The organism is Micromonospora sp. WMMC273, assembly GCF_027460285.1.
GTDB classification, from domain to species: Bacteria; Actinomycetota; Actinomycetes; order Mycobacteriales; family Micromonosporaceae; genus Micromonospora; species Micromonospora aurantiaca.
Genome location: NZ_JAPZBE010000002.1, coordinates 94589 through 106154, shown reverse-complemented (window position 1 = coordinate 106154; position 11566 = coordinate 94589). Strand labels below are relative to the sequence as shown.

Genomic DNA, 11566 nt, shown 5'->3' with positions numbered 1-11566 from the left:
GCCACCCGCCCGCCTCAGCACCCGACCACCCGGCCGCCCGGTCGGCGACCCGCCCGGCCGCCTCCACACGCGACCGCCCGCCGAGCCGCCCGGCGCCGCACCTCACCGCCGACGCCACCCACCCCGCACCAGCCCTCGCGGCAGGACACCCCGCAACCCGGCCGGGTACGCCCCCGCCCGCCGTCACCTGTCACCCCGAAAACAGGGGAACAGGGCCACCGGCCCGCTCCCGGTCACCCGGCGGCCCGCCCGCGCCAGTCACCCCGAAAACAGGGGAACTGGCCACCACCACCCCGAACAGCCACCACCGCGGCCGCCGGCCCGGCCCGACCCCCACCCGCCAAGATCATCGGCACCCCCCGCCCGTACCGGCGAGGTCCACGGCCCCGACCCGCGACCAGCGCCGCAGTGCCCGACACCTGCCCGCGCCGGCCGTGCCCCGCTCGGGCCATCAAGGGCCGGAAACAGCTATTCCCGGCCCTTACCCTAGGATCAGCGGGAGGAGGTCGCCGTGAGCGAAAAGCAGCAGGCCAGCGCCGTCGACCGGGCGCTCACCGTCGCGGGCAGGGCCCGACGCGACGACGGGCGGCTGGAGTCGCAGACCATGGCCCGGTACCAGCGGGTGTTCGGGGAGTTCAACGCGTGGCGGCGGGGTCGGGGTCTGTCGGTGACCAAGCCGCCCACCTCCGAGCATCTCGCCGAGTACGCCGAAGCGCTGGTCCGGGAGCACGGGTACGCGAAAGCGACTGCCCGGGGCCGGGTGGCCGCGGTCAGGGCGGTGTTGCGGTTACGCGGCGAGCCAGTGCCAGATGGCGTCGCGGCGTGGTTCGTGCTCCGTGAGGCTGACCATACCGCTGATCAGCCGGAAGGTGACACCCCACGGGGGGTGCGGCGTGGCGTGCTCGCCGCGGTGGTGGCCCGGGGGCTGAACCTGGACAAGCCTGCGGCGGCGGCGCGGGACCGGTGTCTGGTGACGTTGGCGCACGCGCTGACGGTGCCGGTGGCGCGGCTGGTCGAGCTGGACGTGACCGATGTGGACCTGGTCGACGGCGCGCTGGTGGTGCGGGTGGCCGGGGAGGTGCGGGAGCTGGAACACGACCATGATCCGGAGGAGGTGTGTCCGGTGGAGGCGGCGGCGGGGTGGCTGGGTGTGCTGGCGGCCGCCGGCGTGCGGTCGGGTCCGTTGTTCCGGTCGGTGGACTCCGGGCAGAACATCGCGGGGTGCGGGCCGAAGGCGGGGACGTCGGGGGCGGACGGTGGCCGGCTGAACGTGCGCGGGTTGCACCGCATCTGGGCGCGGCTGGTGGTCAGGGCAGGATTACCCCCGTCGACGCCGCGTGATCTCCGGCTGGGCGGCGCCGTCGACGACCTCGCGGAGGGGTCGCCGTTGGTGGAGGTGCTGCGCCGGGGTGGATGGTCGCCGAGGTCGGCTTCGGCGGCTCGGCGGCTGGTCGACCATCTGCAGAACGGGGGAGCCGATGGTGGAGGACGATCAGGATGAGACGGTGGCCGCGGTGCGCGAGGTGGTGGCGGCGCACGGGTGGGCGGTCAAGGGCGTCGGGCCGAACATCGCGTACACGGTGGGGCTGACCGAGGCGGGGTTGCCGGAGCTGGTGCTGATCGGTGTGCGGGTGGAGGTCGCGGCCCGGGTGCTCAACGATCTGGCGCGGCGGTCGCTGGAAGCGGAGTTGACGCCGGAGCTGTTGTACGCGGTGGGGGAGTTCCGGCGGCCGGTGGGGGTGCGGGCGGTGCCGATGGATGTGGCGCGGCGGGTGTTGCGGTACGCGACGGCGTTGTACGGGGACCGGTGGCGGGTGTGGGAGGTGGTTCCCGGGTTGACCGATGAGCCGCCTACGGTGTGACCCGTGGGCCGGGTGAAGGGACCTGACGAGCCGGTGGCGCCGACGGTGCTGCCGGGGCATCGTCGGCGTGGGCGGCCGGGGCCGCCGGACGGCGTACGAGGTCGCGGTTCGCGGCAGGACAGCCGCGAGCGGTCGGAGGGGATGTGGATGGCAGCGGGGTGGAGCGGGACCGGGCACGTGCAGGAGGTGCCGGGGCAGGTCGATCGGCTGCCGGAGTTCGACCCTCGGTCGGGCGAGCATCTGTGGATGGTGTTCGCGGGGTTCCGGGTGGTCCCGGAGCGGTCTGGTGAGGATGGTCCGGCGCTGCTGGATCGGGAGAACCTGTTGCTGATGCAGGGGCCGGGGTGCTTCTACTGCGAGGAGGCGTACACGCCGCGGTTGGCGATGCGGCGGTGTCGCGGCCCCCGCCCGTAATTACCCCCTGGTAGTTGACTACTTAGGGGTTAGTGGATAGGCTAGCGGGGGACCGCCTGGAACGGTCCGCAGCCGAGGAGGAACCCCCGCCCATGCCACTGGACCGGATCGACGAAGCCGCTATCCGCTTCGTGCTCACCTGCCAGCAGCCATCGACCGTCTCCGACGGCGACTGCATCGCTGCGGCCGATCGTCTCACGGACACCCTGCGAACCCTCGGCATCACCGCCGAGTCCGTGTCGGTGATCGGCTGGATCGACCCCGACTGCCACGTCCTCGGGTTCGCCCACCGCGCGACGGCGATCGGTGACCACATCGCCGACCTCACCGCCCGCCAGTTCCACCCCGACGCCCCCGCACGGTGGCTCGCCCCCGTCGGGGAGTACCTGAGCCGGCTGACCACGTTGACGCGGGTCGCTGCCGCGACGATCGTGCGGGACAACGAGTCGATCGTCAGGAGTGCGCCATGACCATGCCCGAGGAGACCAGCACCGCCGCCTGGTTCCACGAACTGACCAACCGCGTCGCCGCCGCTCACCGCGCGGACGACACCGCCGAGGTCAACCGGCTGCTGGACTACGCCGAGCGGGAGGGCGGCGCGCACTGGCGGGAACGGCTGGAGCACCTGCTGACCACCACCACGCTGATCAAGGAACGCCGCGCGGCCGGGCTGCCCGGCGGCGCCCACTCCATCGGCCACAACGGCGGGGTGCTGGTCTGCGACTTCTGCGGCGGCGAGCCGGTCATCGCGTACTACCCGTTCACCCCGTTCCAGCTCGCCGTCCTCGACGCGCAGATGGACTCCGGTGACCGGTGGTACGTGTGCGGACGCTGCCGCGAGCTGCACGACGCCGGGGACTGGAAGGGCCTACGCGACTGGGTCGGCCCGGCCGCCCGCCAGGAGCCGGTCCGGCTGATCTGGCACGGCTTCCGCACTCACCGCACCGGAGACGCCGTCCCGGTCGCGCCGGGCAGCAACCCCGAGGCGGGCAGGCCGTGACCGGCCGCCGGACGCTGCTGTTCGGGCTGGCGTGCCTGACGGCGGGGTGGATCGCCGCCGGCCTGTTGGAGGAACACGACGGGCCGATTTGGCTGGCCGTGCTGGTGTTCCTCGCGCTCGTCCTGGCCGTGGCGATCGCCGCGGACCTGCTCCACGCCAGGAGAGCCCGGTGAACGACGACCTCGACCAGCGGCTGCGCTACTACCGCACCGTCAACGTCATCTTCCTGTGCCTGGGCGTGGCCATCGTGACCGCGCTGACGTTCGGGGTGCTGCTCGACGTGATGCCCGTGCCGGTGTGGGCACGGACCGGGGCCTGGTTCGTCTCCCTCACGGTGATCATCGGCGCGCACGTCTGGACGAACCGCGCGCAGCGGCGGGTGATCACCGCCGAGCGGGAACGCCGCGAGGAGCAGCTACGCGCCCGGATCGCCTCCGGCGAGCTGGACCGGAGGTGACCGGGTGGCCCGCACGATCCGGCTGGATCTGACCGAAGCCGAAGCCCGCGCGCTGCTGCGGCTGTGCCAGGAGGGCAGCGCGGGAGACCTGTACGAGCTGATGGACCGCAACGCTCAACGGGTCGCCGCCGCTGAGCGCGCCGAGCGGAAGGTCCGGGAAGCGCTGGAACCCCGCCGAAACACCCGAACTTGACATAAGGAAGGTTATCGAACAATGCGGACAGATGTGCGGTGGACCGCCGTCCTCGCGCCCCTCAACGTCGCCAGCACCGACCACCGGCTGCTGACCCTCGACTTCACGCTCACCGCGCACACACCGCTCGCGCTGCTCGAAGACCTCCCGCACGCCCCCGTCATCGGCACCGTCGACGACGCCGAGGTGCACCAGGGCATCATCCTGGCCCACGGCACGCTCACCGACCCGGCCACCGCGACCCGGATGTCCAGCGGCGAGCTACGCCCCCAGATCGACCTCCACGACACGACCGTCACCCACCGCGACGGGTTGACGGTCTTCCACTCCGGGCTGCTCGGCGCCGTCCGCGCCGGCACCCGACCCGTGTGGCCCGCCGCCCGGTTCCACATCGACTGACCGGCGCACCCCGCCAGGAGGTACACCACCATGACCACCCCGAACGCCGCCGTGCTGTGGGCACTGGACCAGCAGTGCCCGTCGGCCGCCGACAAGCTCGTGCTCACCCTGATCGCCCGCAAGGTCGGCCCGGACGGCACCTGCCACCCCACCCGGGCCACCCTCGCCCGAGAAGCGCACCTGTCCGACCGGCGGGTGTCCCGCGCCATCACCAACCTGTGCACCGCCGGGCTGCTCGACGTCCGGCGCGGCAAAGGCCCGAACACCTACAGCCCGAACGTGAGGAACAGATGACCCTGCCCGTACTACCGCCCGAGGCCCGCCGGGTCTACCAGTCGCTGCTGCTGCTCGCCGGGGAGGCCCGCCCGTCGATGGGCTGGCTCGCCGAACGGTCCGGGCTGTCCCGGGAGGACATGCTCCAGGCCCTCGGCGAGCTGACCGAACTCGGCTACCTGTCCGCCCGCCCGCCCGGCACCATGACCTGCGACCACCCGACCCCTCCCCCGATGTCGAGCAACCTGCTCGACAACCCCACCATCGAGCTGGCCCGCGCCGTGTCCGACGTCTACAACCTCGACTGGACCGGCTACCCGAAGACGCTGCCCGACGACTACCGGATGACCGCCCCCAGCGACCTCGCGTTGTTCCTCGGCGGTGACTGCTCGTCGTTCACCGGCGACCTGCTGCGGCTGATCGCCAAGAGCCAGGCGACCGTGGCGCACTTCCACGCCCTGCTGACCGCGTTCCCGTACGCCGTGGTGGCGTGGTCGGTGTTCCAGGTGCTGCCGGTCGTCAACGCCGGTCAGCTCGCCGCGGTCCTGCGGGGAGACGAGCCGTCATGACCGCCGACGCCCCGTACTACATCGACGACCCGATGGTGGACCGCGCCGCGCACCGGCTGGTGATGACCCTCGCCGAGGTCGAGTCGGCCGCCGCAGGCCGCAGCCTGCACTACGGCCGGTGCTCCTGCACCACCATGGACCCGGTCGGCCCGTGGGACGACTACGCCGTGCTGGAGGCCTACGACCAGCACATGCAGCACGTCCAGACCGAGACGCGCGCCCGCGCGGCCCGGTCGTGACCCGGCTGCTGGCCTGGGCCTCCGGCCGGTGGGCGGTCCACCTCGCGGTCTGGACGTCCTGCTGGATGCTGCTGAACTGGCTGGCCGCCGACGCGCCGGCACGGCGCGCGCCCGGCCCGCCGACCACCGGCCCGATCGCGGAGTTCGACCTGCTCATGTGGTGCTCGGCCCCCGGCAAGGTCCGGATCCACGTGCGGAACACCGGCTGGACCTCGGTGTTCTACCTGGAATCACCGACCCTCGGCGTCGAGATCGCCGGCTGGACCGACCCGATGCCGCACCGGTTCCCGCCCCGGTCGATGAGCTCACCGCCCAACGAGATCCGGCTGACCATGCCCCGACGCGGCCCCGACGACGTGTGGATTCTGACCGTCGACGGACACCGCTACGTCCAGCGCACCGGTTACCCGATGGAGTGTCTGGCCCCGATCTGACCGGGCTCGCGGCTCACCACGATCACCACTCGCATCACCCCCCACCAGGGGGGTATTCTGACCTGGCCGCAGTCGCATGATGGCCTGGGTGGTCCCACCGTCTGTTCCCCAGACTCACGGTGGGACCACGTGGCATTGCGGCCCGGACACGCCCACCCCCCACCGGTTGACCGGTAGAACGCTGAGTCGCTGATCAGACTGCGTACACTCCCTGCTAGATCAAACGACGACGGGGGGTCGCGCGGTGGTCAAGGGCAACAAGGGTGCCTCCACACAGGCCGGAGCACTGATCCGGGCAGAACTGGCCGCGCTGGCGGTCCCGATCGATCAGGTGTCGAACTGGCCGGGCAACCCACGCCGCGGTGACATCGCCAAGATCAAAACGTCGCTGACGCAGCACGGCCAGTACACCCCGCTGCTGGTGCAGGCCAGCACCGGGCACGTGGTCAAGGGCAACAACACCCTCATCGCCATGCGCGAGCTGGGCGCGACGTCCGTCGCGGTGAACAAACTCGACCTCACCGACGACCAGGCCCGCAAGATCCTGCTGCTGGACAACAAGACCAGCGACGACGCGGAGTACGACGAGGGCGAGCTGGCCGCGCTGCTGGCCTCCTTCGGTGAGGCCACCGACGACCTCGCCGACACCGGCTGGTCGACCGCCGAACTGGACGAGCTGCTACGCGCCTCCGACCACCTCGGTAACCAGGCCGCCGCGTTCCTGGACCCGATGATCGCCCAAGCGCCGGACCCGGCCACCGCCGCCGCCGCGATGGCCACCACCGCACCGCCCGCCGCCGTCCCGGCCGCCCCGGCCGGCCCGCCGGCGGACCCGAGCACCGCGGCGGCCGCCACCGAACCGGCCGAGGTCGTGCTCCCGCCGGCCCCGGCCGCTCCGGCGCCGCCCGGCGAGCCGCAGGCTCCCCCGGTGCAGTACGTCCAGCTGTCGTGGACCGCGACCGCCGAGCAGCGGGAAGTCGTCCGGGAGGCGGTCAAGCTCGCGCAGACGATCACCGGCAGCCCGATCGCCGTGGACGCGCTCGTCGCGATCGCCCGCCACTACCTCACCACCGCGCAGGCCCCGGCAGGAGCAGACGCATGAAGCCTCCGTCCGGCCGGATCGAAACCGGCGTCACGCCCGTCGAGGGCCTGAAGATCATCAACCTGTGGGAGACCCGGCCGACGCTGCCCGACGCCGGAGTCGACGTGCACGGCGCGCCCGCCCGAGGCCTGCCGCTGCACACCAACGGCCACCTCGGCGCGGACATGCTGCACGTCGCCGCCGGGAAGCAGTTCCCGGTGCACACCCACCCCGGCGACCACCTGCTGTACTGCCTGTCCGGTGAGGGCACCATGTCCATCGCCGGGAAGACGTACCGGATCTTCCCGGGCGACCTGTACATGGTCGACGGGGAGGTGCCGCACGCCGTCGGCGCGATCACCGATCACGTCATCGTCGCGATCGGGTCGCCGCACAAGCCGGTCGACTCCCCCGAGCGGATGACGTTCGTGGACTGGACCGGCCGGCTGGTCGACACCCCGCTGCTGGCCACCGACCCGGTGCCCCCGCCGGAGGCGTGAGCGGTGCTCGGCCGTAAGCAGGCCCTCGCCGACAACCAGGTGTGGACCGACGCGATGCACCGCGCCGCCGAGCTGGTCACCGACACCGAGCTGGACGACCTCATCGGCCGGGCCGTCGAGGGCATCCGCGCCGAGCAGGCCGCAGGCCGGGTGATCGGCTACGGCTGGTCCGGCGGGAAAGACTCCCAGGCGCTGCGGTACGTCATGGACGCCGCCGGAGTCTCGGACTGCGTCCTCGGGATCACCGCCGGGCTGGAATGGCCCGCCATGCTGCGGTGGCTCACCGACCACATGCCGCCGGCCTGCGACGTGATCGCCGCCCCGCTGGACCTGCACTGGCTCGCCGCCCACCCGCACATGCTGTTCCCGCAGGGCGCGGACGGGTCGAAGTGGTTCGGGCTGGTGCAGCACAAGGCCCAGCGGGACTTCTACGTCCGCCGTCAGCTCGACCTCCTCGCGCTCGGCCGCCGCCGCAAGGACGGCAACTACATCGGCCCCAAGGGCGCCGACCGGTACACCAACCGCGCCGGGATCACCCGCTGGTCCCCGATCGCCGACTGGACCCACGAACAGATGTTCGCGCTTCTCGTGCGGCGGGAGGTGCCGCTACCGCCCTGCTACGGCTGGCCGCGCGGCTGGCAGATCGGTACCGGCGCGTGGCCGGCCCGCCAGTGGACGACCAGCCCGGACCACGGCTGGTCCGAGTGCTGGCAGATCGACCCGGACGTGGTCCGGCACGCCGCCACGGTGCTGCCGCAGGCCGCCGACTGGCTGACGCGAACGGGGAACGGCTGATGTGCGGGATCTTCGCCTACGCCGGGTCGGTGCCGCCGGAGACCGGGCACCTCGCCGCCGCCGCGTCCGGCGCCGCACGCCGCGGTCCGCACGGCCACGGGTGGATAGCCCGCAACCCGGACGGGCGGCACCACCTCCACACCGCCCTCGGCCCGCTCACCCACACCGCCCTGCACCGCATCCCGGCCACCGCCACCGCCCTGCTCGGCCACGCCCGCATGGCCACCGTCGGCCGGTACGACGACCCGGACGCCCTGCAACCGTGGCTGGTGAACGCCGCAGACGGCCGGGTCCACGCCGTGGTGCACAACGGCAACGTCTACAACGCCGACCGGCTGTCCGACCGGCCCGGCGCGGTCACCGACTCCCACGCCCTCGCCCTCGCCTACGCCGACCTGCGCGCCGCCGGCCTGACCCCGCCCGTGGCGATCAAGGCGCTGGTCGACCGGGCGCAGCAGCACGCCTGGGTAATCGCCGTGCTCGACAGCGACGGCCGGCTCTACGGCCACCGCCACCGCCACCCCCTCTACACCTGCACCGCCGGGTCCGGGGCCGTGTACTGGACCTCACAGCCCTGCTGCCGTACGGCGGTCCCGCTACCCGAGCTGACCGTGTTCACCGCTCTGGAAGGCTCCTGATGGCCAGCAAACGCCGGTCCAGCAACGGCGGGCACATGCTCAAACCGGTCCCGCTCGACCAGGACGTCTACACCCTGGCCCTCGAACGCACCGCCTACGTCTTCGACCAGTTCGACCACGTCGTGGTGTCGTTCTCCGGCGGGAAAGACTCCACCGCGGTGTTGCAGGTCGCGTTGGAGGTGGCGCACTCACACCCGCGGTTCGCCCGGCACCTGCCGCTGCGCACGGTGTTCTTCGACGAAGAGGCGATCCCGTACGAGACGGAGCAGTACGTCCGGCGGATCTCGCAGCGCGACGACGTCGCGTTGGAGTGGTACTGCCTGCCGGTCCGGCACCGTAACGCCTGCTCCCGCACCGAGCCGTACTGGTGGCCGTGGGCGCCGGAAGCCCGCGACAAGTGGTGCCGCCCGCTGCCGCCGGAGGCGATCACCGAGCTGGCCGGGTTCCCGACCTGGCCGCCGATGGACCGCCTGTCGATCCCGAACCTCAACGGCCTGCTCGTGCCCGCCCACCTCGGCAACGTCGCGATGCTGATGGGCATCCGGGCGCAGGAGTCCCCGAACCGCCGCCGGGCCGTCAAGCTCCACAAGGTCGACAACTTCATCATCAAGTTCGATGAAGGCACCTCCCAGGGCAACGTGTACAAGGCGTACCCCATCTACGACTGGATGACCTCCGACGTGTGGACCGCCCCGGCCCTGCACGGCTGGGACTACAACCGGGCGTACGACCTGATGGAGATGGCCGGCGTCAGCGCGTTCTCGCAACGCTGCTCGCCGGCGTTCGGTGAAGAGCCGATCCAACGGCTCGACACCTACGCCAAGTGCTTCCCCGACGTGTGGGCGATGATGGCCGAACGGCTGCCCGGCGTCGGCGCGGCCCTGCGCTACGCCCGCACCGAGCTGTACGGCTTCGGCACCCGCCCGGAGAAACCCGCCGGGCTGCCCTGGTCGGAGTTCCTGGCCCTCTACGCCAGCAAGCACGGCGACCTCACCCGCCGGCAGGTCACCAACCGGCTGCGTACCGAGATCCGCCGCCACTACCGCAAGACCACCCACCCCATCCTGGAAAACACCCCCCACCCGCTGACCGGCGTGTCCTACAAGTTCCTGCTGCCGCTGGCCATGCGCGGTGACCTCAAGGAACGCCGCCAGGCGTACAAGCTGCTCGACAACGAGCCGGGCACCGGCCTGCCGACCGTCGGGATCTGGCGCCGCTACGCCGAGGAACTCACCCAGATCCTCGCCGCCGGCCGGTTCCACGAGCTGGGCCACCCCGGCGACCCGCCCGCCGACCCGTGGGCGCTGCTGCCCGACTACGCCCGCCAGGAGGTGTGATGCCCGCCAGCCCGGCCCGGGTCGACCCCGGCGACATCAAGAACAAGAAGCGCCAGTCCCGCGACCGCATCGACGTGGACCGGTCGGTGTACGACCTGGCCTGCGAGCGCATGGAGGTGATCTTCGACCTGCACGACACGGTGATGATCGCCTTCTCCGGCGGGAAAGACTCCACCGCCGTGCTGAACGTGGCGTTGCAGGTCGCGCACTCCCATCCCCGCCACGCCCGGCACCTGCCGCTGCGCACCTACTTCTACGACGAAGAGGCCATCCCGTACGAGACGGAGGAGTACGTCCGGCGGGTGTCCCAACGCGACGACGTGGACCTCACCTGGTACTGCGTGCCGTTCAAACACCGCAACGCCTGCTCCCGCACCTCGCCGTGGTGGTGGCCGTGGGCGCCGGAAGCCGAAGCCCTGTGGTGCCGGCCGATGCCGCCGGAGGCGGTCACCACCCTGCCCGGCTTCCCGATCTGGCCGCCGGAGGCCCGCCTGACCGCCCCCGACGCCAACGGGCTGATCGCCCCGCCGTCGCTCGGGAACGTGGCCATGGTGATGGGCATCCGCGCGCAGGAGTCCCTGACCCGCTACCGGGCCCTGGTGCGCGCCGGAGGCCGGGAGCACAACTACCTGATCAAGTTCGACGACGCCACCGCCAAGGGCAACCTGTGGAAGGCGTACCCCATCTACGACTGGCGCACCGAAGACGTGTGGACCGCCCCCGCCCTCATGGGCTGGGACTACAACCGCGCGTACGACCGCCTCGAGATGGCCGGCCTCGGCCACTCCGCGCAGCGCTGCTCCCCGGCCTTCGGCGAGGAGCCGCTAGAAAAGCTGCACACCTACGCCTCCTGCTTCCCCGAGGTGTGGGCCAAGATGGTCGACCGGGTACCCGGCGTCGGCGCCGCCGGCCGGTACGCCCGCACCGAGCTGTACGGCTACCGGGGCCGGCCGGAGAAACCCGCCGGGATGACCTGGCCGCAGTTCATCACCCACTACGTCGGGAAGTTCCGGCCCGGCGACCAGAAGTTCGTCGCGTCCCGGCTGCGCGACGAGATCCTGCTGCACTACCGCAAGACCACCACCCCGATCACCCGCAAGACCCGCCACCCGGTCACCGGCATCAGCTGGGAATGGCTGCTGATGCTGGCCATGCGCGGGGACTTCAAGGGCCGTAAGCAGGCCGGGAACGAGTCGTCGGCCTACGGCAGCCCGGAGTGGGCCCGCCTGTGGCACAAGTACATCGACGAACTCGCCTCCACGATCGCTGATGGTCTGCTGCCCGACCTCGCGCATCCCGGCACGGTGCCCGAGGACCTGTACGTGCTGCTGCCCGCCGAGCTGCGGGACGGTAGCTCATGATCAGTTTTCGGTTA

Annotated in this window: 18 protein-coding genes; all 18 read left to right on the top strand. The window is 71.8% G+C overall.

Annotated elements, in window-relative coordinates; genetic code table 11:
• The first annotated feature begins 511 nt into the window (after positions 1–511).
• On the top strand, positions 512–1501 hold the full coding sequence (locus tag O7611_RS31540) for a hypothetical protein (RefSeq protein ID WP_269698232.1): 990 nt from the start codon (positions 512–514) through the stop codon (positions 1499–1501).
• Positions 1482–1862: a DUF4262 domain-containing protein gene (locus O7611_RS31535; protein WP_269698231.1), complete on the top strand. Its 381-nt coding sequence runs from the start codon at positions 1482–1484 to the stop codon at positions 1860–1862. Before O7611_RS31540 ends, O7611_RS31535 begins: the two co-directional genes overlap by 20 nt.
• A 506-nt stretch (positions 1863–2368) precedes the next feature.
• Entirely contained in the window at positions 2369–2746 is a 378-nt protein-coding gene (locus O7611_RS31530; protein ID WP_269698230.1) for a hypothetical protein, read from the top strand.
• Positions 2743–3276, top strand: coding sequence for a hypothetical protein (locus tag O7611_RS31525; RefSeq protein WP_269698229.1), 534 nt, complete (start codon positions 2743–2745; stop codon positions 3274–3276). Before O7611_RS31530 ends, O7611_RS31525 begins: the two co-directional genes overlap by 4 nt.
• Complete coding sequence (locus tag O7611_RS31520; protein WP_269698228.1) at positions 3273–3449, top strand: hypothetical protein; 177 nt, start codon at positions 3273–3275, stop codon at positions 3447–3449. Before O7611_RS31525 ends, O7611_RS31520 begins: the two co-directional genes overlap by 4 nt.
• Positions 3446–3733, top strand: coding sequence for a hypothetical protein (locus O7611_RS31515; protein WP_269698227.1), 288 nt, complete (start codon positions 3446–3448; stop codon positions 3731–3733). Before O7611_RS31520 ends, O7611_RS31515 begins: the two co-directional genes overlap by 4 nt.
• Before the next feature lie 4 nt (positions 3734–3737).
• Positions 3738–3926 (top strand): hypothetical protein, encoded by a 189-nt coding sequence (locus O7611_RS31510; RefSeq protein WP_269698226.1) that lies wholly within the window; start codon positions 3738–3740, stop codon positions 3924–3926.
• A 21-nt stretch (positions 3927–3947) separates the two neighbouring features.
• A complete protein-coding gene (locus O7611_RS31505; RefSeq protein WP_269698225.1) occupies positions 3948–4325 on the top strand; it encodes a hypothetical protein in 378 nt (125 codons plus the stop codon).
• Between the two features lie 30 nt (positions 4326–4355).
• A complete protein-coding gene (locus O7611_RS31500) occupies positions 4356–4619 on the top strand; it encodes a helix-turn-helix domain-containing protein (protein ID WP_269698224.1) in 264 nt (87 codons plus the stop codon).
• Positions 4616–5167 carry a hypothetical protein gene (locus O7611_RS31495; RefSeq protein WP_269698223.1) on the top strand — a complete coding sequence of 184 codons (552 nt, stop codon included), beginning with the start codon at positions 4616–4618 and terminating at the stop codon, positions 5165–5167. Before O7611_RS31500 ends, O7611_RS31495 begins: the two co-directional genes overlap by 4 nt.
• Positions 5164–5406 carry a hypothetical protein gene (locus O7611_RS31490; protein WP_269698222.1) on the top strand — a complete coding sequence of 81 codons (243 nt, stop codon included), beginning with the start codon at positions 5164–5166 and terminating at the stop codon, positions 5404–5406. The genes O7611_RS31495 and O7611_RS31490 overlap by 4 nt, the downstream gene beginning before the upstream one ends.
• Complete coding sequence (locus O7611_RS31485; RefSeq protein WP_269698221.1) at positions 5403–5840, top strand: hypothetical protein; 438 nt, start codon at positions 5403–5405, stop codon at positions 5838–5840. Before O7611_RS31490 ends, O7611_RS31485 begins: the two co-directional genes overlap by 4 nt.
• A 244-nt stretch (positions 5841–6084) precedes the next feature.
• Positions 6085–6942: a ParB N-terminal domain-containing protein gene (locus O7611_RS31480; protein ID WP_269698220.1), complete on the top strand. Its 858-nt coding sequence runs from the start codon at positions 6085–6087 to the stop codon at positions 6940–6942.
• On the top strand, positions 6939–7421 hold the full coding sequence (locus tag O7611_RS31475) for a cupin domain-containing protein (RefSeq protein WP_269698219.1): 483 nt from the start codon (positions 6939–6941) through the stop codon (positions 7419–7421). Before O7611_RS31480 ends, O7611_RS31475 begins: the two co-directional genes overlap by 4 nt.
• Before the next feature lie 3 nt (positions 7422–7424).
• Complete coding sequence (locus O7611_RS31470; RefSeq protein WP_269698218.1) at positions 7425–8216, top strand: hypothetical protein; 792 nt, start codon at positions 7425–7427, stop codon at positions 8214–8216.
• Entirely contained in the window at positions 8216–8854 is a 639-nt protein-coding gene (locus O7611_RS31465; protein ID WP_269698217.1) for a class II glutamine amidotransferase, read from the top strand. The genes O7611_RS31470 and O7611_RS31465 overlap by 1 nt, the downstream gene beginning before the upstream one ends.
• Positions 8854–10191: a phosphoadenosine phosphosulfate reductase domain-containing protein gene (locus O7611_RS31460; protein ID WP_269698216.1), complete on the top strand. Its 1338-nt coding sequence runs from the start codon at positions 8854–8856 to the stop codon at positions 10189–10191. The genes O7611_RS31465 and O7611_RS31460 overlap by 1 nt, the downstream gene beginning before the upstream one ends.
• The gene (locus tag O7611_RS31455) at positions 10191–11552 is read left to right on the top strand and encodes a DUF3440 domain-containing protein (protein ID WP_269698215.1); all 1362 of its coding nucleotides are present in this window, start codon (positions 10191–10193) and stop codon (positions 11550–11552) included. The genes O7611_RS31460 and O7611_RS31455 overlap by 1 nt, the downstream gene beginning before the upstream one ends.
• The last annotated feature ends 14 nt before the right edge of the window (positions 11553–11566 follow it).

Coding starts and splice junctions, on each gene's coding strand:
- O7611_RS31530 (WP_269698230.1), top strand. CDS start 2,369: ATGCCACTGGACCGGATCGACGAAGCCGCTATCCGCTTCGTGCTCACC.
- O7611_RS31525 (WP_269698229.1), top strand. CDS start 2,743: ATGACCATGCCCGAGGAGACCAGCACCGCCGCCTGGTTCCACGAACTG.
- O7611_RS31505 (WP_269698225.1), top strand. CDS start 3,948: ATGCGGACAGATGTGCGGTGGACCGCCGTCCTCGCGCCCCTCAACGTC.
- O7611_RS31500 (WP_269698224.1), top strand. CDS start 4,356: ATGACCACCCCGAACGCCGCCGTGCTGTGGGCACTGGACCAGCAGTGC.
- O7611_RS31495 (WP_269698223.1), top strand. CDS start 4,616: ATGACCCTGCCCGTACTACCGCCCGAGGCCCGCCGGGTCTACCAGTCG.
- O7611_RS31490 (WP_269698222.1), top strand. CDS start 5,164: ATGACCGCCGACGCCCCGTACTACATCGACGACCCGATGGTGGACCGC.
- O7611_RS31475 (WP_269698219.1), top strand. CDS start 6,939: ATGAAGCCTCCGTCCGGCCGGATCGAAACCGGCGTCACGCCCGTCGAG.
- O7611_RS31465 (WP_269698217.1), top strand. CDS start 8,216: ATGTGCGGGATCTTCGCCTACGCCGGGTCGGTGCCGCCGGAGACCGGG.
- O7611_RS31460 (WP_269698216.1), top strand. CDS start 8,854: ATGGCCAGCAAACGCCGGTCCAGCAACGGCGGGCACATGCTCAAACCG.
- O7611_RS31455 (WP_269698215.1), top strand. CDS start 10,191: ATGCCCGCCAGCCCGGCCCGGGTCGACCCCGGCGACATCAAGAACAAG.